This is a genomic window from Bacillus sp. CD3-5 (assembly GCF_006349665.1).
Lineage (GTDB): Bacteria > Bacillota > Bacilli > Bacillales > Bacillaceae_G > Bacillus_A > Bacillus_A paranthracis.
In genome coordinates this window covers 24,806-48,547 of record NZ_VEPX01000021.1, presented here as the reverse complement: position 1 = coordinate 48,547, position 23,742 = coordinate 24,806, and the positions used below count along the sequence as shown (strand labels likewise).

Genomic DNA, 23,742 nt, shown 5'->3' with positions numbered 1-23,742 from the left:
AGAACTGTCCTGCCCTTTTAATTATCATTATACTAACTCGATAATTACCATTGGTGCTGCGTCTCCGCGACGTGGACCAATTTTTGCAATACGAGTGTATCCGCCTTGGCGCTCAGCATAGCGTGGAGCTACATCAGCGAATAGTTTTTGAAGTGCATCTTGACCAGTCTCAGCGTTAGCTACTTCATTGCGAATGAAAGCTGCTGCTTGACGACGAGCATGAAGATCTCCGCGTTTACCTAAAGTGATCATTTTTTCCACTACAGAACGAAGTTCTTTTGCACGAGTTTCTGTCGTTTGGATGCGCTCGTTGATAATTAAATCAGTAGCTAAGTCACGTAACATAGCTTTACGTTGCGCACTTGTACGGCCTAATTTTCTGTATGCCATTCGTAGTTCCCTCCTTTGTTGATGGGTTTAAATCCTCAGTCGTCTTTACGTAAACCTAAACCTAATTCCTCAAGTTTATGTTTAACTTCTTCTAAGGATTTACGTCCTAAGTTACGAACTTTCATCATATCTTCTTCTGTTTTGTTCGCAAGCTCTTGTACAGTATTAATTCCTGCACGTTTTAGGCAATTATAAGAACGAACAGAAAGGTCTAGTTCTTCGATAGTCATCTCAAGAACTTTCTCTTTTTGATCTTCTTCCTTCTCGACCATAATCTCAGCATTTTGTGCTTCATCAGTTAAACCAACAAAGATATTTAAATGCTCAGTTAAGATTTTGGCACCTAAAGAGATAGCTTCTTTTGGCCCGATGCTTCCATCCGTCCATACATCAAGCGTAAGCTTATCATAATTAGCCACTTGTCCGACACGTGTCTTTTCCACTTGGTAAGTCACACGTGATACTGGAGTATAAATAGAATCAATAGGAATTACTCCTATTGGTTGATCTTCGCTTTTATTTGCATCAGCTGGCGTATACCCACGGCCACGCTTTGCAGTTAAACGCACGCGGAAATGCGCATCTTTTGCTAACGTTGCAATGTGTAAATCTGGATTTAAGATTTCTACATCACTATCGTGAGTAATATCAGCAGCTGTGACAATACCTTCGCCCTGCACATCAATTTCCAACGTCTTCTCTTCTTCAGAGTAGATTTTAAGAGCTAACTTTTTCAAGTTTAAGATGATCGTTGTAACGTCTTCTACTACGCCCTCAACTGTTGAAAATTCATGTAATACGCCATCGATTTGGATAGCAGTAACAGCGGCACCAGGGAGTGAAGATAAAAGAATACGACGTAAGGAGTTACCCAACGTAGTACCATATCCACGCTCAAGCGGTTCAATTACGAATTTACCATATTTAGCATCTTCGTTAAGTTCAACCGTTTCGATTTTCGGCTTTTCGATTTCAATCATTAACTAAACCCTCCTTCAAAACGTCGAAACCCCGGTTAAACAAAGGTATAACCTCTGTCTAACCGAAAGTCCCCCTTAGGCAGTTCCCGATTGTGCACAACAAGCGATGTTTCTGTACGAAATTTCTCGATAATGCATCATATCCATTATAGACAAAAGGGAAAATTCTATACAGAAAAATTACACACGACGACGTTTTGGTGGACGACATCCATTATGAGGAACTGGAGTAACATCTCTAATTGCTGTTACTTCTAAACCTGCAGCTTGAAGAGCACGAATTGCAGCTTCACGACCAGCACCAGGACCTTTAACAGTAACCTCTAAAGTTTTTAAACCGTGTTCCATTGCAGCTTTAGCAGCAGTTTCAGCAGCCATTTGCGCAGCGAATGGAGTAGATTTACGAGATCCACGGAAACCAAGTGCACCAGCACTAGACCAAGAAAGTGCGTTACCGTGAGTATCTGTAAGTGTTACGATTGTGTTGTTGAAAGTAGAACGAATATGAGCTACACCAGCTTCAATATTCTTTTTCACACGTTTTTTACGAGTGTTTGTTTTACGTGCCATTGTTAGTTCAACCTCCTTTACTTATTATTTCTTTTTATTTGCTACTGTACGACGTGGACCTTTACGTGTACGAGCATTGTTTTTAGAGTTTTGACCACGAACTGGTAAACCACGACGGTGACGAAGACCACGGTAAGAACCGATCTCCATTAGACGTTTGATGTTAAGAGATACTTCACGACGAAGGTCTCCCTCAACTTTAATACGATCGATGATATCACGGATACGTCCTAATTCGTCTTCCGTTAAATCACGAACTCGTGTTTCTTCAGAAACACCAGCTTCAGCAAGAATTTTTTCAGCAGTTGTGCGACCAATGCCGAATACGTAAGTTAAAGAAATAACAACGCGTTTGTCACGAGGAATATCTACACCTGCGATACGTGCCATTCTGAATGCACCTCCTTCTGATTAACCTTGTTTTTGTTTATGTTTAGGGTTTTCACAAATAACCATTACTTTTCCACGTCTACGAATAACTTTACATTTTTCGCAGATTGGTTTAACTGACGGTCTTACTTTCATGTCTCGAACCTCCTTAAAGATTACGGAGTGCTATATTATTTAAAACGGTACGTAATACGACCACGATTTAAATCGTACGGAGATAATTCTACCGTAACTTTGTCTCCTGGTAAAATACGAATGAAGTTCATACGGATTTTACCAGAAACGTGAGCCAATACGACATGCCCATTCTCTAATTCTACTTTGAACATAGCATTTGGCAACGTTTCAAGAACGGTACCTTCGACTTCAATTACATCATCTTTAGCCATTCAATAGTTCTCCCTTCTTCAAATCAGTAACATTTTACACTGCTCTGAAATCCCGGAGAGCCAGCTACTTATAAAGTGGTAAGGATTTCGTATCCTGCTTCTGTAAGAGCAATCGTGTGCTCAAAATGGGCACACCATTTACCATCTACCGTTACCACTGTCCAGTCATCAGATAGTGTTTTTACATATCGTCTTCCTTGATTCACCATCGGCTCAACACAGATGACCATTCCCGGCTTTAATCTAGGGCCTCTATTTGGTGGACCATAGTGCGGGATTTGAGGGTCCTCATGTAAGTCTTGCCCGATTCCGTGACCAACATACTCCCTAACGATCGAGAATCCGTTCTCTTCAGCATGGGTTTGAACCGCATGTGAGATATTTGATAATCTCTCGCCTGGTTTTACTTGTTCTAGACCAAGATACAACGATTTTTCTGTGACATCAAGTAGCTTTTGAACAGATTCAGAAATGTTTCCAACTGGATACGTCCATGCAGAATCTCCATGGTACCCATTGTATTTCGCACCAATATCGATACTGATGATATCGCCCTCTTTGAGCTTGCGCTTCCCTGGAATTCCGTGTACAAGCTCTTCATTTACAGAAGCACATATGCTCCCCGGAAATCCGTTGTATCCTTTAAAAGATGGCGTAGCACCATATTTTTGAATCGTCTTTTCCGCTATTTGATCGAGCTCTTTCGTTGTAATTCCTGGAGTAATGTGCTGTTTTAACTCTTGATGAGTCAAAGCAACGATCCTGCCCGCTTCTCGCATGATTTCTATCTCGCGAGGAGTTTTGCAGATTATCATTACGCTAAGCCTCCGATGAGAACATCGATATCAGCAAATACTTTATTGATATCTTGCTCACCATTAATGCTTTGTAAGTAACCAAGCTCCTCGTAGAAATCAAGCAAAGGTTTAGTTTGCTTAATATTTACATCTAAGCGATTTGCTACAGTTTCTTCATTGTCATCAGAGCGTTGATATAACTCGCCACCACATTTATCGCACACGTCAGCTTTTGCTGGCGGATTGAATTCTAAGTGGTAAGTCGCACCGCACTCTTTACAAATGCGACGGCCTGTAAGGCGTTTTAATAACAATCCTGAATCCACATTAATGTTTAAAACATAGTCGATTTTTTTGCCAAGATCTTTCATAATCTCTTCAAGAGCTGATGCTTGTGCAACAGTTCGTGGGAAACCGTCTAATAAGAAGCCTCTTACGCAGTCTTCTTGACTTAAACGTTCACGAACGATTCCGATTGTAACTTCATCTGGAACAAGTGCCCCTTTATCAATAAAGGATTTTGCTTGTAAGCCCATTTCAGTTTCAGCCTTCATAGCTGCACGGAACATATCTCCTGTTGAGATGTGAGGGATGTTATACTTGGCAACAATCTGTTCGGCTTGTGTACCTTTACCAGCACCAGGAAGCCCCATTAAAATTAAGTTCATCCTTGTTCCCCCTCAGAGTACATGAGCATGTAGGGAAGACAATACTTCCCACTTACTCACTGCTTGATAAACCCTTTGTAATGGCGTTTTACCAGTTGGCTTTCTAGTTGCTTCATTGTTTCTAAAGCAACGCCGACAACGATTAACATACTCGTTCCACCGATCTGTGCAGATGGAGGAAGATTTCCCAGCTTCGTAAAGATAACTGGTAAGATTGCAATCGCTGCTAGGAAAATTGATCCTACAAAGGTCAAACGATACAAGATTTTTGTTAGATATTGTTCTGTATTCTTACCCGGACGAATACCTGGAACATATCCACCTTGTTTGTTTAGATTCTCTGACATTTGCTCTGGATTAACCTGAACAAACGCATAGAAATATGTGAAGGCTACAATGAGCGCAACATATATGATCATTCCCACTGGGTGAGAATAGTTAAAGTTTGCAATAATCCACTGCGATACATCATGTTTCGGGAAGAACTGTGCAATAGTCGGAGGAGTAATTAAGAATGAAACAGCAAAAATTACTGGAATAACACCAGCACTATTTACCTTAAGCGGTAAATGTGTGTTTTGTGCTCCAGCATAACCACCATTTCCTCCTGTTACACGCTTCGCATATTGAATTGGGATCTTCCTAACAGCCTGTTGAATGAAAATAACACCCACAATAACTGCTAGCACAGCTAGTAAAATCAATGCAACTTTAACGATACTCATGAACAATTGATCTCCGATATTTTGAAACTGTTGCTGATACACTTGAGATATAACACTTGGGATCGCTGCGGCAATACCACCAAAGATAAGAATGGAAATACCATTACCTACACCTTTAGCTGTAATCTGTTCACCTAACCACATTAAAAATGCAGTACCAGCAGTCAGTACCGTAGCAATGTATAAATAAGTGCTCCAACCAGGATTCAAAATTAATTGTCCACCTACCATACCGTTAAAACCGATTGACATACCAAACCCCTGAATAAACGCAAGAACAATTGTAAAATAACGCGTGAATTGCGTTAGTTTACGACGGCCCATTTCACCTTGCTTCGCCCATTCCGAAAATTTAGGAACAACATCCATCTGCAATAATTGCACGATGATGGATGCTGTAATATACGGCATGATTCCCATCGCAAAGATGGAGAAGTTTTTCAAGGCTCCACCGCCAAATGTATTTAGAATACCTAAAGCATTTAATTGATCTTGTGCCTTCAGTACGTCTCCATTTGTAAATGGCACGGGGATAAACGTGCCAATCCTGAATACGATTAACATCGCTAAAGTGAATAATATTTTACGTCTTATCTCAGCAACGCGCATAAAGTTGGAGATTGTACGAAACATTAGATCACCTCAACTGATCCGCCAGCTGCTTCAATTGCTTCTTTAGCACTTGAAGAGAACTTGTGCGCTTTAACAGTTAGTTTTTTCTCTACTGCGCCGCTTGCAAGAATTTTAACACCGTCGTTTAATTTGCTGATAACGCCAGTTTCCAGCAATAATTCAGGTGTTACTTCTGTACCATCTTCAAAACGATTTAACGTTGATAAGTTTACAATAGCAAACTCTTTACGGTTAATGTTTGTGAAGCCGCGTTTTGGTAAACGACGGAATAATGGAGTTTGACCACCTTCGAAGCCAAGACGAACACCGCCGCCAGAACGTGCGTTTTGTCCTTTATGACCTTTACCAGCAGTTTTACCGTTACCAGAACCGATACCACGACCGACACGGTTACGTACTTTACGAGAACCTTCTGCAGGTTTTAATTCATGAAGTTTCATTCCCAGGCACCTCCTTATATTAATGAGTTATCCTTAAGCTTCTTTTACAGTTACAAGGTGAGAAACTTTGTTGATCATACCAAGAATAGCAGGAGTTTCTTCCTTAACTACAGTTGAATTCAACTTTTTAAGACCTAAAGCTTCTACCGTCGCACGTTGATCTTGTGGACGACCAATTACACTACGAGTGAGGGTAATTTCTAACTTTTTCGCCATTTGTTTTCCCTCCTTAACCTAGTAGCTCTTCTACAGATTTACCGCGTAATTTTGCAACATCTTCAGCGCGCTTAAGTTCGCTTAATCCGTTCACAGTAGCGCGAATCATGTTGATTGGTGTGTTAGAACCAAGAGATTTCGAAAGAATATCTTGTACACCTGCTAATTCAAGGACCGCACGAACAGGTCCACCAGCAATAACACCAGTACCCTCAGCAGCAGGCTTTAAGAATACTTCACCAGCTCCAAAATGACCGTTGATTGTGTGTGGAATTGTTGTACCAACTAATGGTACAGCGATTAAGTTTTTCTTAGCGTCTTCGATAGCTTTGCGGATTGCGTCTGGTACCTCTTGTGCTTTACCAGTACCGAATCCAACATGACCGTTTTTATCGCCAACTACAACTAGTGCAGCAAAGCGGAAACGACGACCACCCTTAACAACTTTCGCGACACGATTTATCGTAACTACACGTTCTTCAAGTTCTAATTTACTTGGGTCAATGCGATGCATCAATTTTCCCTCCTTTGACCATTAAAATTGTAATCCAGCCTCACGAGCAGCTTCAGCTAGAGCTTTAACACGGCCATGGTATAAGTAACCACCGCGATCAAATACTACTTCTTTAACGCCTTTCTCTACAGCACGCTTAGCAACTGATTCTCCAACTTTCGTAGCAGCTTCAATATTGCTAGTACCGTTAAGAGCAAGGTCTTTATCAAGAGTAGATGCACTTACTAACGTTACACCATTTACATCATCAATAACTTGAGCGTAAATATGTTGGTTAGAACGGAACACGTTTAAACGTGGACGTTCTGCAGTACCAGTAAGTTTAGCACGTACACGCGCATGTCTTTTCTTACGAGTCGCATTTTTATCAGCTTTAGTGATCATTCTTGTCACTCCTTTCTCTCACCTAACGGGTTTACTTAGCAGTTTTACCTTCTTTACGACGAACAACTTCGCCTTCGTAACGAATACCTTTACCTTTGTAAGGCTCAGGAGCACGTACAGCGCGGATGTTAGCAGCGAATTCGCCAACACGTTGCTTGTCGATACCTTTGATTACGATCTTAGTTGGTGCAGGTACTTCAACTTCAAGACCTGCTTCCGGAGTCATTTCTACTGGATGAGAATAACCTACGCTTAATACAAGTTTATCACCTTGTTTTTGAGCACGGTAACCAACACCGACTAATTCAAGTCCGCGTGCGAAACCTTCAGTTACACCTTCAACCATGTTTCCGATTAAAGCACGAGTTGTACCGTGTAATGCACGGTGTTCCTTCTGTTCAGATGGACGCTCAACTGTTAATGTATTCTCTTCAATTTTGATAAGCATATCAGCATTGAAAGTACGAGTTAATTCACCTTTAGGGCCTTTTACTGTTACAGTATTGTCTTCTGCAACTGTAATAGTAACACCTGCAGGGATTTCAAGAATCTTTTTACCAATACGAGACATGTGGTCACACCTCCGTTCGTTTTAAATATATATTACCAAACGTATGCTACTACTTCTCCACCAGTTTGTAATTGACGAGCGTCTTTGTCTGTCATTACTCCCTTAGATGTAGAAACAAGAGCGATACCTAATCCGTTAAGTACACGTGGTACTTCGTCAGCTTTAGCGTAAACGCGTAAGCCAGGTTTACTGATACGTTTTAATCCAGTGATTACACGTTCGTTGTTTGCACCATATTTCAGGAAAATACGAAGGATACCTTGTTTGTTATCCTCGATGTATTCTACATCACGAATGAAACCTTCACGTTTTAAAAGTTCAGCGATCTCTTTTTTGATTTTAGAAGCAGGAACCTCTAATTTCTCATGACGTACCATGTTCGCATTACGGATGCGAGTAAGCATGTCTGCAATTGGATCTGTCATCACCATGTGTTTTACCTCCTTCCCATTTGTGGGTTTTACCAACTAGCTTTTTTAACACCAGGAATTTGACCTTTATATGCAAGTTCACGGAAACAAATACGGCAAAGTTTAAATTTGCGGTATACAGAATGCGGACGACCGCAGCGTTCGCAACGTGTATACTCTTGTACTTTAAACTTAGGAGTACGCTTTTGTTTCGCAATCATAGATTTTTTAGCCACGTTTTCGCCTCCTCTACTTAGCGTTGGCTTCCATTATTTTTGGAATGGCATACCGAATTGTGTTAAAAGTTCACGAGCTTCTTCATCAGTGTTCGCTGTAGTAACGATTACGATGTCCATACCGCGGACTTTGCTTACTTTATCATAATCAATCTCAGGGAAAATAAGTTGCTCTTTAACACCTAATGTATAGTTTCCACGACCATCGAATGATTTCTTAGAAACACCACGGAAATCACGTACACGTGGTAAAGAAACTGATACTAATTTATCGAAGAACTCATACATTTGCTCGCCGCGTAAAGTTACTTTCGCACCGATTGGCATACCTTCACGAAGACGGAAACCAGCGATTGATTTTTTAGCACGAGTTACAACAGGTTTTTGACCTGCGATTTGTGTTAATTCTTCTACTGCGTTGTCTAAAGCTTTTGAGTTAGATACCGCGTCACCAACACCAGTGTTGATTACGATCTTTTCGATTTTTGGTACCTGCATTACAGATTTATAGTTAAACTTGCTCATTAGAGCAGGAGTAATTTCCTTTTGGAACTTCTCTTTAAGGCGATTCAATGAAGTGACCTCCTTTCTTAAGAAAATTATTTATCTAATAATTCACCAGATTTTTTTGCAATACGAACTTTTTTACCATCTTCTACCTTGAAGCCTACGCGAGTAGGTTCACCTGTTTTCGGATCTAAAATCATAACGTTAGAAACGTGAATAGGTGCCTCTTTAGTAATAATTCCACCTTGTGGATTTAATTGAGATGGCTTAGAGTGCTTCTTAACGATGTTAACACCCTCAACGATAACACGGTTTTGCTTTGGGAAAGCCACAAGGATAACGCCTTGTTTTCCTTTGTCTTTACCAGTAATTACCTGTACTTTATCACCTTTTTTTACATGCATCTTAATTCTGCACCTCCTTAGCAAGGCAATACCTTAAATTATAGAACTTCTGGAGCTAAAGAAACGATCTTCATGAAGTTGCTATCACGTAATTCACGAGCTACTGGTCCGAAGATACGAGTACCACGTGGGCTCTTATCGTCTTTAATGATAACCGCTGCGTTTTCATCAAATTTGATGTAAGAACCATCCGGACGACGAGCACCGCTCTTCGTACGTACTACTACTGCTTTAACAACGTCACCTTTTTTAACAACGCCACCTGGTGTTGCTTGTTTTACCGTAGCAACGATAATGTCACCAATGTTAGCATATTTACGACCAGAGCCGCCTAATACTTTAATTGTTAAAAGTTCACGTGCACCAGAGTTGTCAGCAACTTTCAAACGAGATTCTTGTTGGATCATGTTATGAAACCTCCCTTCGGACTAAAAATTCCGATTCGTCTATTTAGATAATAACCGCTTCTTCAACGATTTCAACTAAACGGAAACGCTTAGTAGCAGAAAGCGGGCGAGTTTCCATGATTTTTACGATATCGCCAAGTTTCGCTTGGTTTTGCTCATCATGGGCTTTGTACTTCTTAGAATACTTAACACGTTTTCCGTACAAGGAATGAGTTTTGTAAGTTTCAACTAAAACTGTAATCGTTTTGTCCATTTTGTCAGACACTACACGACCAGTATAAACTTTGCGTTGGTTACGTTCGCTCACTATGCAAACCTCCCCTCAATTTATCGATTAATTCCGATCTCTCTTTCACGAACTACAGTTTTCATACGAGCAATTGCCTTACGCACTTCACGAATGCGAGTTGGATTCTCTAATTGTCCTGTAGCAAGTTGGAAGCGAAGATTAAACAACTCTTCCTTTAAAGCTTTAACTTTTGTTTCGATTTCGGCAGTGGTTAATTCACGAATATCATTAGTTTTCATTAGATTCACCACCATTTTCTTCACGTTTTACGAATTTACATTTCACAGGTAACTTGTGAGCTGCAAGACGTAATGCTTCGCGTGCTACCTCTTCAGATACACCCGCGATTTCGAACATAATTTTCCCAGGTTTTACTACTGCTACCCAGCCTTCTGGTGCCCCTTTACCGGAACCCATACGTACTTCTAGAGGTTTTGCAGTGTAAGGTTTAGAAGGGAAAATTTTAATCCATACTTTACCGCCACGTTTCATGTAACGAGTCATTGCACGACGAGCAGCTTCGATTTGACGGTTTGTAATCCATGAAGCAGCTTGTGCTTGTAAACCGAATTCACCGAAAGCTACTTCAGTTCCACCTTTAGCACGACCACGCATTTTACCACGATGCTCTCTACGATATTTTACGCGTTTTGGCATTAACATATTATTTTCCTCCTTCCTCAGAAGCTTTCTTTTTTGTAGGAAGGACTTCTCCACGGTAGATCCATACTTTTACGCCTAATTTACCGTATGTTGTATCAGCTTCAACTGCTGCATAGTCAATATCAGCGCGAAGTGTATGAAGTGGAACAGTTCCTTCACTGTAAGATTCTGCACGAGCGATATCAGCTCCGCCAAGACGACCAGAAACCTGTGTTTTAATACCTTTAGCACCTGCACGCATAGCACGTTGAATAACTTGCTTTTGTGCACGACGGAATGATACACGGTTTTCTAATTGACGAGCGATGTTTTCGCCTACTAATTTAGCGTTAAGATCAGCTCTCTTAACTTCTAAAATGTTGATGTGTACACGCTTGCCTGTTAATTGGTTAAGAGCTTTACGAAGTGCTTCAACTTCAGTACCACCTTTACCAATTACCATACCAGGTTTTGCAGTGTGAATTGTAACATTTACACGATTTGCTGCACGTTCGATTTCTACTTTAGCAACAGCAGAATCTTTTAAGCGTACATTAATGTACTCACGGATTTTGATGTCTTCATGTAATAATGTAGCGTAATCTTTCTCAGCGAACCAACGAGATTCCCAGTCACGGATAACGCCGACACGAAGACCAATTGGATTAACCTTTTGACCCATCGATTATCCCTCCTTCTTTTCTGATACCACAACTGTGATGTGGCTTGTGCGTTTGTTAATTTGGCTTGCACGACCCATTGCACGTGGACGGAAACGTTTTAACGTTGGACCTTCGTCAACGAAAACTTTCTCAACAACTAGGTTGTTAATGTCCATTTCATAATTGTGCTCTGCATTTGCGATTGCAGATTTTAAAACTTTTTCTACAACTGGAGAAGCAGTTTTTGGTGTGTGGTTAAGGATAGCAATCGCTTCACCCACTTGCTTACCTCGGATTAAGTCTACAACTAAACGAACTTTACGAGGAGCAATACGAACTGTTCTCGCTACTGCTTTAGCTTGCATTGAAGTGCCTCCTCTCATTATCTTCTAGTTTTCTTATCGTCAGCATCATGACCTTTATACGTACGAGTTGGTGCGAATTCACCTAACTTGTGGCCTACCATGTCTTCAGTAACATATACAGGTACATGTTTACGACCGTCATATACAGCGATTGTGTGACCGATGAACTGAGGGAAGATCGTTGAACGACGAGACCAAGTTTTAACAACTTGCTTTTGCTCAGTTTCATTTAGCTTTGCAATTTTACTCATTAAATGATCATCGACAAATGGTCCTTTTTTCAAGCTACGAGCCATTTTGGTGCCTCCCTTCGTGATTGCCGTACGGTTCTCAAAGTGAACCGTACTACAATCCCATTATTTTTTACGACGACGAACGATGAATTTGTCAGACGCTTTGTTTTTCTTACGAGTTTTGAATCCAAGAGTTGGTTTACCCCATGGAGACATTGGAGACTTACGTCCGATTGGTGAACGTCCTTCACCACCACCGTGTGGGTGATCAACTGGGTTCATTACAGAACCACGAACAGTTGGGCGCTTACCTAACCAGCGAGAGCGACCAGCTTTACCGATCTTGATAAGTTCGTGTGACTCGTTACCAACTTGACCTACAGTTGCACGGCAAGCAGATAATACAAGACGCACTTCACCAGAAGTTAAACGTACAAGAACGTATTTACCTTCTTTACCAAGTACTTGTGCAGATGTACCAGCAGAACGAACTAATTGTCCACCACGACCTGGTTTAAGCTCGATGTTATGAACAACAGTACCTACTGGAATGTTGATTAATGGTAATGCGTTACCGATTTTAATGTCAGCTTCAGCGCCAGACATAATTTCCATACCTACTTCTAAGTTCTTAGGAGCAAGAATGTAACGTTTTTCACCGTCAACGTAGTTAATTAATGCGATATTCGCAGAGCGGTTTGGATCGTATTCGATCGTAGCAACGCGTCCTGGAATTCCATCTTTGTTACGTTTGAAGTCGATGATACGGTATTGACGCTTATGTCCGCCACCTTGATGACGTACAGTGATTTTACCTTGGTTATTACGACCAGCCTTTTTGCTTAAAGGAGCAAGTAAAGACTTTTCGGGTCTGTCAGTCGTGATTTCAGCGAAATCATTCGTAGTCATGTTACGACGACCGTTAGTAGTTGGATTATACTTTTTAATTCCCATCTCAATTTCCCTCCTTCTTTAGTAAGAATTAAACGCCTTGGAAGATTTCGATTTCTTTGCTGTCAGCAGTTAGCTTAACGATTGCTTTACGACGACGGCTAGTAAAACCAGCGTGACGACCAACGCGTTTTGCTTTCGGCTTGTAGTTCATGATGTTCACTTTTTCTACTTTAACACCAAAGATCGCTTCTAGAGCATCTTTAACTTCTGTTTTATTAGATTTAACGTCCACATCGAACGTGTATTTTTTTTCAGCCATCATTTCCATAGAACGTTCAGTGATAACTGGGCGCTTAATGATATCACGAGGATCTCTCATTATGCAAGCACCTCCTCTACTTTTTCCACTGCCGCTTTTGTCATGATTAGCTTATCATGATGAAGCACGTCTAAAACGTTTACGCCATCAGCAGTGATTACTGTTACTCCAGGGATATTGCGAGCAGATAACTCTACAGATTCGTTTGCATCAGCAGTTACGATAAGAGCTTTCTTCTCAACAGTTAATCCTTTAAGTACTGCTAGCATATCTTTTGTTTTTGGTGCATTTAACACTAGGTCTTCAAGAACTACAATGTTGTTCTCAACTACTTTAGTAGCTAATGCAGATTTGATTGCTAAACGACGAACTTTCTTAGGAAGTTTGTACGCATAGCTTCTTGGTGTAGGTCCGAATACCGTACCACCACCACGCCATTGAGGAGAGCGGATAGACCCTTGACGAGCACGTCCAGTTCCTTTTTGACGCCATGGTTTACGACCACCACCGCGAACTTCAGAGCGAGTTTTTACTTTGTGTGTACCTTGACGTAAAGATGCACGTTGCATCATTACAGCTTCGAAAAGTACAGCTTCATTTGGTTCGATACCGAAAATAGCTTCAGCTAATTCGATTTCACCAACCTGTGAACCAGTTTGGTTATATACAGTAACTTTTGGCATTGGAATTCCTCCTTCCTATTGTGAATTATTTGCTAACCTTCACAGCGCCTTGAACAACTACAAGAGATTTCTTAGCACCTGGAACGTTACCTTTTACTAGTAATAAGTTGCGCTCAGTGTCAACTTGAACGATTTCTAAGTTTTGGATAGTAACTTGGTCTCCACCCATACGTCCAGCAAGTTTTTTGCCTTTGAATACACGGTTCGGAGCAACTGGGCCCATTGAACCTGGACGACGGTGATAGCGAGAACCATGAGACATAGGTCCGCGAGATTGTCCGTGGCGTTTGATAACACCTTGGAAACCTTTACCTTTAGAAATTCCTGTTACATCAACGATTTCACCTGTAGCGAATACGTCAACTTTTACCTCTTGACCAACCTCTAATCCGTCCACGTCTGCATCGCGGATTTCGCGAATGAAGCGCTTAGGAGTTGTAGATGCTTTAGCAGTGTGGCCTTGTTCAGGTTTGTTAGTTAACTTTTCACGCTTATCTTCAAATCCTAACTGAATTGCGTTGTAGCCATCAGTTTCAGTTGTTTTCTTTTGAAGAACAACGTTTGGATTAGCAGCGATAACTGTTACTGGGATTAACTCACCGTTCTCAGCAAATACTTGAGTCATACCGATCTTTCTTCCTAAGATTCCTTTGGTCATGAGTTACACCTCCTACATTTTTAAGTTATATAAATTATAGTTTGATTTCGATATCTACACCAGATGGTAAGTCTAAACGCATTAATGAATCTACTGTTTGTGGAGTAGGACTCACGATGTCGATTAGACGTTTGTGCGTGCGCATTTCGAATTGCTCACGAGAATCTTTGTACTTATGAACAGCACGAAGAATTGTGTAAACAGTTTTTTCAGTTGGTAATGGGATCGGACCAGAAACTGTTGCCCCAGAACGCTTAGCTGTTTCTACAATTTTCTCAGCTGACTGATCAAGAATACGGTGATCGTAAGCTTTTAAACGGATACGAATTTTTTCTTTTGCCATTATTTTCCCTCCTTCGTTCGCCTATTTCTAAAATAGACCTTCTCCATGGAAATTTCCTCACACCATGCCATGGCAAAGCGGCCGGGTGTGTCAGCAACCTTCCACTTCATCGCAGTCAAAGACCAACATTGTCTATTATACAATGTTATTCGTCTAGATGCAAGCATCTTTTTGTTTGCATCTGCTTTTCTCTACTTTTGCTATTATACATGGCACTTTAAAGAATTTCAAGTTTTCATCTAGTAGAATTCATTTTACAGTTTCTGGATTTCAGTTTTAATGATTTCACATTATTATAGAAGAAACTCGTCAAAACATGAAACAATCATTTTGTTCATTATATAAATGCAAACAAAAACCCCAAGGGAAAATCCCTCGGGGTTTTTTATATCAGTTAAGATTACTCAACGATAGTAGCAACTACGCCGTAACCTACTGTACGTCCACCTTCACGAATAGAGAATTTAGTTCCCTCTTCGATAGCGATTGGAGCAATAAGTTCGATAGTCATTTCTACGTTGTCACCAGGCATTACCATTTCAGTACCTTCTGGTAATTGGATGATACCAGTTACGTCAGTTGTACGGAAGTAGAACTGTGGACGGTAGTTAGCGAAGAATGGAGTGTGACGTCCACCTTCTTCTTTAGATAATACGAAAACTTCAGCTTTGAATTTAGCGTGAGCTTTTACAGAACCGCTTTTTGCAAGTACTTGTCCACGTTGGATGTCTTCACGAGCAACCCCACGAAGTAAAGCACCGATGTTGTCACCAGCTTGAGCTTGGTCAAGAAGTTTACGGAACATTTCTACACCAGTTACAGTTGTAGAAGCATTTTCTTCAGCAAGACCGATGATTTCTACAACGTCACCAACTTTAACGATACCGCGCTCAACACGACCAGTAGCAACTGTACCACGACCTGTGATAGAGAATACATCCTCTACAGGCATTAAGAATGGTTTGTCAGTTTCACGTTCTGGAGTTGGGATGTAAGCATCAACTTCAGCCATTAATTCAATGATTTTTGCTTCCCAATCAGCTTCTCCTTGAAGAGCTTTAAGAGCAGAACCTTTGATTACAGGAATGTCGTCACCTGGGAATCCGTATTCAGATAATAGGTCGCGAACTTCCATTTCTACTAATTCTAATAATTCTTCGTCGTCTACCATGTCGCATTTGTTTAAGAATACAACGATGTAAGGTACACCTACTTGACGAGAAAGAAGGATGTGCTCACGAGTTTGAGGCATTGGGCCATCAGCAGCAGATACTACTAAGATACCGCCGTCCATTTGAGCAGCACCAGTGATCATGTTTTTAACATAGTCAGCGTGACCTGGGCAGTCAACGTGTGCATAGTGACGAGTTTCAGTTTCGTACTCAACGTGTGCAGTTGAGATTGTGATACCGCGCTCTCTTTCTTCTGGAGCAGCATCGATTTGATCGTATCCGCGTGCTTCAGCACCACCAGCTTTTGCAAGAACTGTAGTGATCGCAGCAGTTAATGTAGTTTTACCATGGTCAACGTGGCCGATTGTACCGATGTTAACATGGGGTTTAGAACGTTCGAATTTAGCTTTAGCCATTCTAAATTCCTCCTTAGTTTATATAGGTTATTTTATATTTAGTCTAGAAAGCGAAACTTGCGTCCCACTTTCTAAGCTTACATAAGTAGTTATACTTGAACAATCGATAAAAATCAATTATTCACCTTTATTTTTTTTGATAATTTCTTCAGAAACAGACTTTGGTACTTCTTCATAGTGGTCAAACACCATAGAGAATGTTCCGCGTCCTTGAGTGTTAGAACGTAATGACGTTGCATAACCGAACATTTCAGAAAGTGGAACCATAGCGCGAACAACTTGAGCGTTACCGCGAGCTTCCATACCTTCTACACGTCCACGACGAGATGTTACGTCACCCATAATGTCACCCATGTACTCTTCAGGAATTACAACTTCAACTTTCATCATTGGCTCAAGAATTACTGGGTTACATTTAGAAACCGCAGCTTTAAGTGCCATAGATGCAGCGATTTTGAACGCCATCTCAGATGAATCGACATCATGGTAAGATCCGTCAACTAATGCAGCTTTAATGTCTACTACTGGATATCCAGCAAGTACACCATTTTTAAGTGCATCTTCAAGACCTGCGCCTACAGCTGGGATGTATTCACGTGGAACAACACCACCGACGATCTTGTTTTCGAATTCGAATCCTTTACCTTCTTCGTTAGGTTCAAACTCAATCCAAACGTGTCCGAATTGTCCACGTCCACCAGATTGACGAGCGAACTTACCTTCAACTTTCGCAGCAGAGCGGAAAGTCTCACGGTATGCTACCTGAGGAGCACCAACGTTTGCTTCAACTTTGAACTCACGGCGCATACGGTCAACGATGATATCAAGGTGAAGTTCACCCATACCAGCGATGATTGTTTGGCCAGTTTCTTGGTCAGTGTGAGCACGGAATGTTGGATCTTCTTCAGAAAGCTTAGCTAATGCTGTACCCATTTTATCTTGGTCAGCTTTAGATTTTGGTTCGATAGCTACAGAGATAACTGGCTCTGGGAATTCCATAGACTCAAGGATAACAAGGCTCTTCTCGTCACAAAGAGTATCACCAGTAGTAGTATCTTTTAAACCTACAGCAGCAGCGATGTCACCAGCGTAAACTGTTGAGATCTCTTCACGGCTGTTAGCGTGCATTTGTAGGATACGACCTACACGCTCACGCTTACCTTTAGTTGAGTTTTTCACGTATGATCCAGAGTTTAACACACCAGAGTACACACGGAAGAACGTTAACTTACCAACATAAGGGTCAGTCATGATTTTGAATGCTAATGCTGAGAAAGGCTCTTCATCGCTAGACTTACGTTCTACTTCTTCATCTGTATCAGGAACGATACCTTTAATAGCAGGTACGTCTAATGGAGATGGTAGGTAGTCGATAACTGCGTCTAACAGAATTTGAACACCTTTGTTTTTGAATGCAGAACCACAGATTACTGGGAAGAATTCTACAGAAGTTGTAGCCTTACGGATACCAGCTTTAAGCTCTTCTACAGTGATTTCTTCACCTTCTAGGTACTTCATCATCATTTCTTCATCTAGCTCAGCTACCGCTTCGATAAGTTTTCCACGGTATTCTTCAGCTAGTTCTTTGTGCTCTTCAGGAATCTCAACACGTTGAATGTCTGTTCCTAAATCGTTACCGTACATGTAAGCACATTCTTCAACAAGGTCAATGATACCATTGAACTCATCTTCAGCACCGATTGGTAACTGAATTGGATGTGCGTTTGCTTGTAAACGATCGTGGATTGTTCCTACAGAGTATAAGAAGTCCGCACCAATCTTATCCATTTTGTTAACGAATACGATACGAGGTACGCCATAAGTAGTAGCCTGACGCCAAACAGTTTCTGTTTGTGGTTCAACACCAGATTGTGCATCAAGTACTGCTACCGCGCCATCAAGTACGCGTAAAGAACGTTCTACTTCTACTGTGAAGTCTACGTGACCTGGAGTGTCAATGATGTTTACACGGTGACCTTTCCATTGTGCTGTAGTTGCAGCAGAAGTAATTGTGATACCACGCTCTTGCTCTTGCTCCATCCAGTCCATCTGAGATGCACCTTCGTGAGTTTCACCGATTTTATGAATACGTCCTGTGTAGTACAGAATACGCTCAGTTGCTGTTGTTTTACCAGCATCGATGTGAGCCATGATACCAATATTACGAGTGTTTTCTAAAGAGAACTCTCTTCCCATTTGGTGTCTTGCTCCTTCCATATATGGATTGGATTTTTTATTTTAAGTAGCAAAAAAGCCACTTTATATTGTTACATATGTCAGTATGTCCAGTACTCTCATTATGTAAAACGAGCGCCATTGAAAGGGAGAGGCATTCTCCCTCTCCACACTTCCATAAGCGACAAATAAAGCGGTCTATGCTTACATTTATTTTACGTTGTATCCTACCAACGGTAATGAGCAAATGCTTTGTTAGCTTCTGCCATTTTATGAGTGTCTTCACGTTTCTTAACAGATGCACCAGCGTTGTTAGCTGCATCTAAGATTTCGTTAGCAAGACGCTCTTCCATAGTTTTTTCACCACGAAGACGAGCGTAGTTTACTAACCAACGAAGACCTAAAGTTGTACGGCGTTCTGGACGAACCTCAACTGGAACTTGGTAGTTAGCACCACCAACACGACGAGCGCGTACTTCAAGAACAGGCATAATGTTCTTAAGAGCTTGCTCGAATACTTCCATTGGCTCTTTACCAGTACGTTCGCTTACGATATCGAACGCATTATAAAGAATTGTTTGAGATTTACCTTTTTTACCGTCAACCATCATTTTGTTGATAAGGCGTGTTACTAGCTTTGAATTGTACATTGGATCTGGTAACACGTCACGTTTTGCAACAGGTCCTTTACGAGGCATATTGAGTTCCTCCTTTCATTAAAAAGTTATTATTTCTTAGCCGCTTTTGGCTTTTTAGTACCGTATTTAGAACGGCCTTGCATACGCTTGTCAACACCAGCTGTATCAAGCGCACCACGAACGATGTGGTAACGTACCCCTGGTAAGTCTTTTACACGACCACCGCGAATTAATACTACGCTGTGCTCTTGTAAGTTGTGACCGATACCTGGGATGTATGCTGTTACCTCAATACCATTTGTTAAACGAACACGAGCATATTTACGTAACGCTGAGTTTGGTTTCTTTGGAGTCATTGTACCAACACGAGTACATACACCACGTTTTTGAGGTGCAGAGATATCAGTTGATTTTTTCTTTAAAGAGTTAAAACCTTTGTTTAACGCAGGTGATTTAGATTTCCATACTTTATCAGTACGACCATTTCTCACTAATTGGTTAATAGTAGGCATTTGATTATCCTCCCTTCGCATGTTTGTATGACCACATATCCAGGTGGTTCATTATTAGTTGAAAACAAAGTTTTTGCAAGGGAGAGCAAATGCTCTCTCCTCACAAAAACAGTTTTAACTTATTATTCCTATTGCTGAAGCTCCCACTTGAATCCCCGCAACTTTTCCAAGTTTACGAACTGATTCAACTTTTGTTATGGGTATGTTATGTTGCAATGCAGTACGAATGATAACATGGGTTAACCGCATATCAGCATCTTCTGCAATGACAACTTCTTTAACTATACCATTTTTGATTGCTTCCAATGTACGTTTATGACCAACGACCACATTTTCAGCATTTGACACTTTTTGATAAGACATATAAATATCCTCCAAAGCATCGTTCAGGAGCAACCTTGCTTATAGTAACATTTTGACTCATACAATGTCAACTAGGATTAACTGTTTTTATACAAAATTTACGACGGAAAATTTTACTGTTCCACATAAACTTCATCGTTTTCTACATTCATGTCATCTTGTGTTGTTTTAACAAGATCCACTTTGCGATAACGATTCATGCCTGTTCCAGCAGGAACAAGTTTACCGATAATAACATTTTCTTTCAATCCTAGAAGCTCATCACGTTTACCCTTAATTGCTGCATCAGTTAAGACACGAGTTGTTTCTTGGAACGATGCTGCAGATAAGAATGAATCTGTTTCAAGTGAAGCTTTTGTAATACCAAGTAGAACAGGTCTAGCTGTTGCTGGTTGTTTACCTTGTAGTAACACCTTCGCATTGGCATCAGTAAACTGATGGATATCTAGTAATGTTCCTGGTAATACATCTGTTTCACCTGCATCACTTACACGAACTTTACGTAACATTTGGCGTACCATTACTTCTACGTGTTTGTCACCAATTTCTACCCCTTGCATACGGTATACTTTTTGAACTTCACGTAATAAGTATTCTTGAACTGCCGTAATGTCCGTTACTTTTAGTAATTCTTTCGGATCAATAGAACCTTCTGTTAACTCTTTACCGTGGCTAATTTGCTGTCCTGGAATTACTTTCAGACGAGCACCGTAAGGAATAGCATACGTACGAGTTTCAACTTCACCCTGTACAACTACTTCTTGGCGATCTTTAACATCGTTGATCGCTGCGATAACACCGTCGATTTCACTGATAACTGCCTGACCTTTCGGATTACGAGCTTCGAAGATCTCTTGGATACGAGGTAAACCTTGAGTGATATCATCTCCGGCAACCCCACCTGTATGGAACGTACGCATCGTTAACTGTGTACCTGGCTCACCGATAGATTGAGCTGCGATAATACCTACCGCTTCCCCTACCTCTACGTCTGTTCCAGTTGCTAAGTTACGACCGTAACACTTCTTACATACACCGTGGCGAGTGTTACACGTGAACGCTGAACGAATGTTTACAGTTTCAACACCCGAATTTTCAACAATATGAGCAATATCTTCAGTAATTAATTGATTTTCAGCAACTAATACTTCACCTGTTTCAGGATGTTTTACAGTTTTTCTTGCAAAACGTCCAACAAGACGATCATATAATGACTCGATAACTTCATTACCCTCTTTAATCGCACCAATTAATAAACCGCGATCTGTTCCACAATCATCTTCACGAACGATTACATCTTGTGCAACGTCAACAAGACGACGTGTTAAGTAACCAGAATCGGCAGTTTTCAGTGCTGTATCGGCAAGACCTTTACGCGCACCATGCGTAGAGATGAAGTACTCAAGTACTGTTAAACCTTCACGGAAACTTGATTTGATTGGAAGTTCGATGATACGACCAGATGGATTGGCCATCAGACCACGCATACCAGCAAGCTGAGTAAAGTTCGATGCGTTACCACGGGCACCGGAATCACTCATCATGAAGATTGGGTTGCGTTTATTCAAGGATTTCATCAGTTTTCCTTGGATAACATCTTTTGCATTACTCCAAATAGAGATAACACGATCGTAACGTTCTTCTTCCGTGATTAAACCGCGACGGAATTGTTTAATTACATTATCTACTTTTGCTTGTGCTTCGTGGAGAATTTCATCTTTTTCACCTAATACAAGAATGTCAGATACCCCAACTGTAATACCAGCTTTTGTAGAGTACTTGAATCCTAAGTTTTTCATACGGTCAAGCATGCGAGACGTTTCTGTAATTTTGAAACGTTTAAACACTTCCGCAATGATGTTACCAAGGATTTTCTTGCTGAATGGCGCCACTTCTTCGCGACTAGCAATAATCTCTTTAATGTTCGCACCTTTTTCAACGAAATATTTCGCTGGTGTTTCTTTTTCAAGGTTTGAATTTGTTGGTTCATTAATATAAGGGAACGACTCTGGTAAGATTTCGTTAAATATTAATTTACCAACTGTTGTTAATAGAAGCATACTCTTTTGCTCTTCAGTAAATGTTGCGTTGTTTACTGCGCTTGCAGCTACTGCAACACGTGTATGAAGATGTACATATCCATTTTGGTATGCAAGTAATGCCTCGTTCGCATCTTTGAAGACCATACCTTCACCGATTGCGCCTTCACGCTCAAGTGTTAAGTAGTAGTTACCTAATACCATATCCTGAGATGGAGTAACAACTGGTTTACCGTCTTTCGGGTTCAAGATGTTTTGTGCCGCTAACATAAGAAGACGAGCTTCTGCTTGTGCTTCTGATGATAAAGGTACGTGAACGGCCATTTGGTCACCGTCAAAGTCCGCGTTGTATGCAGTACATACAAGTGGGTGAAGACGGATTGCGCGACCTTCTACTAATGTAGGTTCAAACGCCTGAATACCAAGACGGTGAAGTGTTGGTGCGCGGTTTAGAAGTACTGGATGTTCTTTAATCACAGATTCTAAAACGTCCCAAACTTCAGGTTGTACACGCTCGATTTTACGTTTCGCACTCTTAATGTTGTGTGCTAATCCTTTTTCAACTAACTCTTTCATTACGAAAGGTTTGAACAGTTCAAGCGCCATCTCTTTTGGTAATCCACATTGGTACATCTTTAAGTTCGGTCCTACAACGATTACAGAACGACCAGAGTAGTCAACACGTTTACCTAATAAGTTTTGACGGAAGCGTCCTTGTTTACCTTTAAGCATGTGAGATAGTGATTTTAATGGACGGTTACCTGGTCCAGTAACTGGACGGCCACGACGACCATTATCGATTAATGCGTCTACAGCTTCTTGTAACATACGTTTTTCGTTCTGAACGATAATGCTTGGTGCACCTAAGTCCAATAGACGTTTTAAACGGTTATTACGGTTAATTACACGACGGTATAAGTCGTTTAAGTCAGACGTAGCAAAACGTCCACCATCTAACTGTACCATTGGGCGTAGTTCTGGTGGGATTACTGGTAGAACATCTAAGATCATCCAAGATGGCTCATTTCCAGAGTTACGGAATGCTTCTAATACTTCTAGACGTTTAATAGCACGAGTACGGCGTTGTCCTTGTGCTGTTTTTAATTCTTCTTTTAAGAAGTCTACTTCTTTATCTAAATCGATGTCTTGTAATAGCTTTTTAATCGCTTCTGCACCCATAGCAGCTTGGAATGTGCTACCATATCGATCACGATATGCACGGTATTCTTTTTCAGAAAGTAATTGCTTCTTATCAAGTGGTGTATCTCCACTTTCTGTTACAACATAAGAAGCGAAATAAATTACTTCTTCAAGCGCGCGAGGGGACATGTCTAAGACAAGTCCCATGCGGCTCGGGATACCTTTGAAATACCAAATATGAGATACAGGAGCAGCTAATTCGATATGACCCATACGTTCACGACGCACTTTCGCACGCGTTACTTCAACGCCACATCGATCACAAACTACACCTTTATAACGTACACGTTTGTATTTTCCGCAATGACATTCCCAGTCCTTTTGTGGTCCGAAAATGCGCTCACAGAACAAGCCATCTTTTTCAGGCTTTAACGTACGATAGTTAATTGTTTCTGGTTTCTTAACTTCACCGTATGACCAAGAACGAATCTTGTCAGGTGAAGCAAGTCCAATCTTCATATATTCAAAGTTATTTACATCTATCAAGGGGCCTACCTCCCTTTTAGTC

At 40.9% G+C, this 23,742-nt stretch carries 36 protein-coding genes; all 36 read right to left on the bottom strand.

Going from position 1 to position 23,742, the window contains the following annotated elements:
- Positions 1-27 precede the first annotated feature (27 nt).
- Positions 28-390 carry a 50S ribosomal protein L17 gene (gene rplQ / locus FH036_RS25345; RefSeq protein ID WP_000331490.1) on the bottom strand — a complete coding sequence of 121 codons (363 nt, stop codon included), beginning with the start codon at positions 388-390 and terminating at the stop codon, positions 28-30.
- A 35-nt stretch (positions 391-425) separates the two neighbouring features.
- The gene (locus FH036_RS25340; RefSeq protein ID WP_000569643.1) at positions 426-1,370 is read right to left on the bottom strand and encodes a DNA-directed RNA polymerase subunit alpha; all 945 of its coding nucleotides are present in this window, start codon (positions 1,368-1,370) and stop codon (positions 426-428) included.
- 180 nt (positions 1,371-1,550) lie between these two features.
- Entirely contained in the window at positions 1,551-1,940 is a 390-nt protein-coding gene (gene rpsK, locus FH036_RS25335; RefSeq protein WP_000101799.1) for a 30S ribosomal protein S11, read from the bottom strand.
- Between the two features lie 24 nt (positions 1,941-1,964).
- Positions 1,965-2,330 carry a 30S ribosomal protein S13 gene (gene rpsM / locus FH036_RS25330; protein WP_000090789.1) on the bottom strand — a complete coding sequence of 122 codons (366 nt, stop codon included), beginning with the start codon at positions 2,328-2,330 and terminating at the stop codon, positions 1,965-1,967.
- A 21-nt stretch (positions 2,331-2,351) separates the two neighbouring features.
- Entirely contained in the window at positions 2,352-2,465 is a 114-nt protein-coding gene (gene rpmJ, locus FH036_RS25325; protein WP_000868344.1) for a 50S ribosomal protein L36, read from the bottom strand.
- A 35-nt stretch (positions 2,466-2,500) separates the two neighbouring features.
- Positions 2,501-2,719, bottom strand: a complete 219-nt coding sequence (gene infA, locus FH036_RS25320) for a translation initiation factor IF-1 (protein ID WP_001029884.1) — start codon at positions 2,717-2,719, stop codon at positions 2,501-2,503.
- Between the two features lie 68 nt (positions 2,720-2,787).
- The gene (gene map / locus FH036_RS25315) at positions 2,788-3,534 is read right to left on the bottom strand and encodes a type I methionyl aminopeptidase (RefSeq protein ID WP_000582539.1); all 747 of its coding nucleotides are present in this window, start codon (positions 3,532-3,534) and stop codon (positions 2,788-2,790) included.
- Positions 3,534-4,184 (bottom strand): adenylate kinase, encoded by a 651-nt coding sequence (locus FH036_RS25310; RefSeq protein WP_001048996.1) that lies wholly within the window; start codon positions 4,182-4,184, stop codon positions 3,534-3,536. Before FH036_RS25310 ends, map begins: the two co-directional genes overlap by 1 nt.
- Positions 4,185-4,240: 56 nt before the next feature.
- A complete protein-coding gene (secY, locus tag FH036_RS25305) occupies positions 4,241-5,542 on the bottom strand; it encodes a preprotein translocase subunit SecY (protein WP_000490114.1) in 1,302 nt (433 codons plus the stop codon).
- Positions 5,542-5,982, bottom strand: a complete 441-nt coding sequence (gene rplO, locus FH036_RS25300; protein ID WP_000766080.1) for a 50S ribosomal protein L15 — start codon at positions 5,980-5,982, stop codon at positions 5,542-5,544. The genes secY and rplO overlap by 1 nt, the downstream gene beginning before the upstream one ends.
- A 33-nt stretch (positions 5,983-6,015) precedes the next feature.
- Positions 6,016-6,198 (bottom strand): 50S ribosomal protein L30, encoded by a 183-nt coding sequence (gene rpmD / locus FH036_RS25295; RefSeq protein WP_001085234.1) that lies wholly within the window; start codon positions 6,196-6,198, stop codon positions 6,016-6,018.
- A gap of 13 nt (positions 6,199-6,211) precedes the next feature.
- The gene (gene rpsE, locus FH036_RS25290) at positions 6,212-6,712 is read right to left on the bottom strand and encodes a 30S ribosomal protein S5 (protein WP_000554646.1); all 501 of its coding nucleotides are present in this window, start codon (positions 6,710-6,712) and stop codon (positions 6,212-6,214) included.
- A 21-nt stretch (positions 6,713-6,733) separates the two neighbouring features.
- Positions 6,734-7,096 (bottom strand): 50S ribosomal protein L18, encoded by a 363-nt coding sequence (gene rplR / locus FH036_RS25285; RefSeq protein WP_000628816.1) that lies wholly within the window; start codon positions 7,094-7,096, stop codon positions 6,734-6,736.
- Positions 7,097-7,127: 31 nt separating this feature from the next.
- The gene (gene rplF, locus FH036_RS25280) at positions 7,128-7,667 is read right to left on the bottom strand and encodes a 50S ribosomal protein L6 (RefSeq protein WP_000086558.1); all 540 of its coding nucleotides are present in this window, start codon (positions 7,665-7,667) and stop codon (positions 7,128-7,130) included.
- 32 nt (positions 7,668-7,699) lie between these two features.
- Positions 7,700-8,098 (bottom strand): 30S ribosomal protein S8, encoded by a 399-nt coding sequence (gene rpsH / locus FH036_RS25275; RefSeq protein WP_000245511.1) that lies wholly within the window; start codon positions 8,096-8,098, stop codon positions 7,700-7,702.
- A gap of 29 nt (positions 8,099-8,127) precedes the next feature.
- Positions 8,128-8,313: a 30S ribosomal protein S14 gene (gene rpsN, locus FH036_RS25270; protein WP_001085700.1), complete on the bottom strand. Its 186-nt coding sequence runs from the start codon at positions 8,311-8,313 to the stop codon at positions 8,128-8,130.
- 33 nt (positions 8,314-8,346) lie between these two features.
- Positions 8,347-8,886, bottom strand: coding sequence for a 50S ribosomal protein L5 (gene rplE / locus FH036_RS25265; protein ID WP_001080827.1), 540 nt, complete (start codon positions 8,884-8,886; stop codon positions 8,347-8,349).
- 26 nt (positions 8,887-8,912) lie between these two features.
- Positions 8,913-9,224: a 50S ribosomal protein L24 gene (rplX, locus tag FH036_RS25260; RefSeq protein ID WP_000558200.1), complete on the bottom strand. Its 312-nt coding sequence runs from the start codon at positions 9,222-9,224 to the stop codon at positions 8,913-8,915.
- Between the two features lie 38 nt (positions 9,225-9,262).
- Positions 9,263-9,631 carry a 50S ribosomal protein L14 gene (gene rplN, locus FH036_RS25255; RefSeq protein ID WP_000615912.1) on the bottom strand — a complete coding sequence of 123 codons (369 nt, stop codon included), beginning with the start codon at positions 9,629-9,631 and terminating at the stop codon, positions 9,263-9,265.
- Positions 9,632-9,674: 43 nt separating this feature from the next.
- Positions 9,675-9,938, bottom strand: a complete 264-nt coding sequence (gene rpsQ / locus FH036_RS25250) for a 30S ribosomal protein S17 (RefSeq protein WP_000004106.1) — start codon at positions 9,936-9,938, stop codon at positions 9,675-9,677.
- Between the two features lie 20 nt (positions 9,939-9,958).
- Positions 9,959-10,159, bottom strand: a complete 201-nt coding sequence (gene rpmC / locus FH036_RS25245; RefSeq protein ID WP_000855718.1) for a 50S ribosomal protein L29 — start codon at positions 10,157-10,159, stop codon at positions 9,959-9,961.
- Entirely contained in the window at positions 10,149-10,583 is a 435-nt protein-coding gene (gene rplP, locus FH036_RS25240; protein ID WP_000928971.1) for a 50S ribosomal protein L16, read from the bottom strand. The genes rpmC and rplP overlap by 11 nt, the downstream gene beginning before the upstream one ends.
- Position 10,584: 1 nt before the next feature.
- A complete protein-coding gene (gene rpsC, locus FH036_RS25235; RefSeq protein ID WP_000529956.1) occupies positions 10,585-11,244 on the bottom strand; it encodes a 30S ribosomal protein S3 in 660 nt (219 codons plus the stop codon).
- Positions 11,245-11,247: 3 nt separating this feature from the next.
- A complete protein-coding gene (rplV, locus tag FH036_RS25230) occupies positions 11,248-11,589 on the bottom strand; it encodes a 50S ribosomal protein L22 (RefSeq protein WP_001148024.1) in 342 nt (113 codons plus the stop codon).
- Positions 11,590-11,606: 17 nt separating this feature from the next.
- Positions 11,607-11,885, bottom strand: a complete 279-nt coding sequence (gene rpsS / locus FH036_RS25225; protein ID WP_000124453.1) for a 30S ribosomal protein S19 — start codon at positions 11,883-11,885, stop codon at positions 11,607-11,609.
- 60 nt (positions 11,886-11,945) lie between these two features.
- The gene (gene rplB, locus FH036_RS25220; protein ID WP_000511580.1) at positions 11,946-12,776 is read right to left on the bottom strand and encodes a 50S ribosomal protein L2; all 831 of its coding nucleotides are present in this window, start codon (positions 12,774-12,776) and stop codon (positions 11,946-11,948) included.
- A gap of 28 nt (positions 12,777-12,804) precedes the next feature.
- Positions 12,805-13,095, bottom strand: a complete 291-nt coding sequence (gene rplW / locus FH036_RS25215) for a 50S ribosomal protein L23 (protein WP_001205558.1) — start codon at positions 13,093-13,095, stop codon at positions 12,805-12,807.
- A complete protein-coding gene (gene rplD, locus FH036_RS25210; RefSeq protein ID WP_001127258.1) occupies positions 13,095-13,718 on the bottom strand; it encodes a 50S ribosomal protein L4 in 624 nt (207 codons plus the stop codon). Before rplD ends, rplW begins: the two co-directional genes overlap by 1 nt.
- A 25-nt stretch (positions 13,719-13,743) precedes the next feature.
- Positions 13,744-14,376 carry a 50S ribosomal protein L3 gene (rplC, locus tag FH036_RS25205; RefSeq protein ID WP_000160207.1) on the bottom strand — a complete coding sequence of 211 codons (633 nt, stop codon included), beginning with the start codon at positions 14,374-14,376 and terminating at the stop codon, positions 13,744-13,746.
- A gap of 34 nt (positions 14,377-14,410) precedes the next feature.
- Positions 14,411-14,719, bottom strand: a complete 309-nt coding sequence (gene rpsJ, locus FH036_RS25200; RefSeq protein WP_001040596.1) for a 30S ribosomal protein S10 — start codon at positions 14,717-14,719, stop codon at positions 14,411-14,413.
- Between the two features lie 400 nt (positions 14,720-15,119).
- Positions 15,120-16,307 carry an elongation factor Tu gene (gene tuf / locus FH036_RS25190; protein ID WP_001029615.1) on the bottom strand — a complete coding sequence of 396 codons (1,188 nt, stop codon included), beginning with the start codon at positions 16,305-16,307 and terminating at the stop codon, positions 15,120-15,122.
- A 117-nt stretch (positions 16,308-16,424) separates the two neighbouring features.
- Positions 16,425-18,503 (bottom strand): elongation factor G, encoded by a 2,079-nt coding sequence (gene fusA, locus FH036_RS25185; RefSeq protein ID WP_000532231.1) that lies wholly within the window; start codon positions 18,501-18,503, stop codon positions 16,425-16,427.
- Positions 18,504-18,709: 206 nt separating this feature from the next.
- On the bottom strand, positions 18,710-19,180 hold the full coding sequence (rpsG, locus tag FH036_RS25180) for a 30S ribosomal protein S7 (protein WP_001137493.1): 471 nt from the start codon (positions 19,178-19,180) through the stop codon (positions 18,710-18,712).
- A gap of 29 nt (positions 19,181-19,209) precedes the next feature.
- On the bottom strand, positions 19,210-19,632 hold the full coding sequence (rpsL, locus tag FH036_RS25175; RefSeq protein WP_001142340.1) for a 30S ribosomal protein S12: 423 nt from the start codon (positions 19,630-19,632) through the stop codon (positions 19,210-19,212).
- 114 nt (positions 19,633-19,746) lie between these two features.
- A complete protein-coding gene (locus FH036_RS25170) occupies positions 19,747-19,995 on the bottom strand; it encodes a 50S ribosomal protein L7ae-like protein (protein ID WP_000121830.1) in 249 nt (82 codons plus the stop codon).
- Positions 19,996-20,108: 113 nt separating this feature from the next.
- Positions 20,109-23,720 carry a DNA-directed RNA polymerase subunit beta' gene (gene rpoC / locus FH036_RS25165; protein WP_000567938.1) on the bottom strand — a complete coding sequence of 1,204 codons (3,612 nt, stop codon included), beginning with the start codon at positions 23,718-23,720 and terminating at the stop codon, positions 20,109-20,111.
- Between the last annotated feature and the right edge of the window lie 22 nt (positions 23,721-23,742).

Bases quoted from the DNA above. Each gene is read 5' to 3' on its own strand.
- rplQ (WP_000331490.1), bottom strand. From the start codon at position 390: ATGGCATACAGAAAATTAGGCCGTACAAGTGCGCAACGTAAAGCTATG.
- FH036_RS25340 (WP_000569643.1), bottom strand. From the start codon at position 1,370: ATGATTGAAATCGAAAAGCCGAAAATCGAAACGGTTGAACTTAACGAA.
- rpsK (WP_000101799.1), bottom strand. From the start codon at position 1,940: ATGGCACGTAAAACAAACACTCGTAAAAAACGTGTGAAAAAGAATATT.
- rpsM (WP_000090789.1), bottom strand. From the start codon at position 2,330: ATGGCACGTATCGCAGGTGTAGATATTCCTCGTGACAAACGCGTTGTT.
- rpmJ (WP_000868344.1), bottom strand. From the start codon at position 2,465: ATGAAAGTAAGACCGTCAGTTAAACCAATCTGCGAAAAATGTAAAGTT.
- infA (WP_001029884.1), bottom strand. From the start codon at position 2,719: ATGGCTAAAGATGATGTAATTGAAGTCGAAGGTACCGTTCTTGAAACG.
- map (WP_000582539.1), bottom strand. From the start codon at position 3,534: ATGATAATCTGCAAAACTCCTCGCGAGATAGAAATCATGCGAGAAGCG.
- FH036_RS25310 (WP_001048996.1), bottom strand. From the start codon at position 4,184: ATGAACTTAATTTTAATGGGGCTTCCTGGTGCTGGTAAAGGTACACAA.
- secY (WP_000490114.1), bottom strand. From the start codon at position 5,542: ATGTTTCGTACAATCTCCAACTTTATGCGCGTTGCTGAGATAAGACGT.
- rplO (WP_000766080.1), bottom strand. From the start codon at position 5,982: ATGAAACTTCATGAATTAAAACCTGCAGAAGGTTCTCGTAAAGTACGT.
- rpmD (WP_001085234.1), bottom strand. From the start codon at position 6,198: ATGGCGAAAAAGTTAGAAATTACCCTCACTCGTAGTGTAATTGGTCGT.
- rpsE (WP_000554646.1), bottom strand. From the start codon at position 6,712: ATGCATCGCATTGACCCAAGTAAATTAGAACTTGAAGAACGTGTAGTT.
- rplR (WP_000628816.1), bottom strand. From the start codon at position 7,096: ATGATCACTAAAGCTGATAAAAATGCGACTCGTAAGAAAAGACATGCG.
- rplF (WP_000086558.1), bottom strand. From the start codon at position 7,667: ATGTCTCGTATTGGTAAAAAGATTCTTGAAATCCCTGCAGGTGTTACT.
- rpsH (WP_000245511.1), bottom strand. From the start codon at position 8,098: ATGGTGATGACAGATCCAATTGCAGACATGCTTACTCGCATCCGTAAT.
- rplX (WP_000558200.1), bottom strand. From the start codon at position 9,224: ATGCATGTAAAAAAAGGTGATAAAGTACAGGTAATTACTGGTAAAGAC.
- rplN (WP_000615912.1), bottom strand. From the start codon at position 9,631: ATGATCCAACAAGAATCTCGTTTGAAAGTTGCTGACAACTCTGGTGCA.
- rpmC (WP_000855718.1), bottom strand. From the start codon at position 10,159: ATGAAAACTAATGATATTCGTGAATTAACCACTGCCGAAATCGAAACA.
- rplP (WP_000928971.1), bottom strand. From the start codon at position 10,583: ATGTTAATGCCAAAACGCGTAAAATATCGTAGAGAGCATCGTGGTAAA.
- rpsC (WP_000529956.1), bottom strand. From the start codon at position 11,244: ATGGGTCAAAAGGTTAATCCAATTGGTCTTCGTGTCGGCGTTATCCGT.
- rplV (WP_001148024.1), bottom strand. From the start codon at position 11,589: ATGCAAGCTAAAGCAGTAGCGAGAACAGTTCGTATTGCTCCTCGTAAA.
- rpsS (WP_000124453.1), bottom strand. From the start codon at position 11,885: ATGGCTCGTAGCTTGAAAAAAGGACCATTTGTCGATGATCATTTAATG.
- rplB (WP_000511580.1), bottom strand. From the start codon at position 12,776: ATGGGAATTAAAAAGTATAATCCAACTACTAACGGTCGTCGTAACATG.
- rplW (WP_001205558.1), bottom strand. From the start codon at position 13,095: ATGAGAGATCCTCGTGATATCATTAAGCGCCCAGTTATCACTGAACGT.
- rplD (WP_001127258.1), bottom strand. From the start codon at position 13,718: ATGCCAAAAGTTACTGTATATAACCAAACTGGTTCACAGGTTGGTGAA.
- rplC (WP_000160207.1), bottom strand. From the start codon at position 14,376: ATGACCAAAGGAATCTTAGGAAGAAAGATCGGTATGACTCAAGTATTT.
- rpsJ (WP_001040596.1), bottom strand. From the start codon at position 14,719: ATGGCAAAAGAAAAAATTCGTATCCGTTTAAAAGCTTACGATCACCGT.
- tuf (WP_001029615.1), bottom strand. From the start codon at position 16,307: ATGGCTAAAGCTAAATTCGAACGTTCTAAACCCCATGTTAACATCGGT.
- fusA (WP_000532231.1), bottom strand. From the start codon at position 18,503: ATGGGAAGAGAGTTCTCTTTAGAAAACACTCGTAATATTGGTATCATG.
- rpsG (WP_001137493.1), bottom strand. From the start codon at position 19,180: ATGCCTCGTAAAGGACCTGTTGCAAAACGTGACGTGTTACCAGATCCA.
- rpsL (WP_001142340.1), bottom strand. From the start codon at position 19,632: ATGCCTACTATTAACCAATTAGTGAGAAATGGTCGTACTGATAAAGTA.
- FH036_RS25170 (WP_000121830.1), bottom strand. From the start codon at position 19,995: ATGTCTTATCAAAAAGTGTCAAATGCTGAAAATGTGGTCGTTGGTCAT.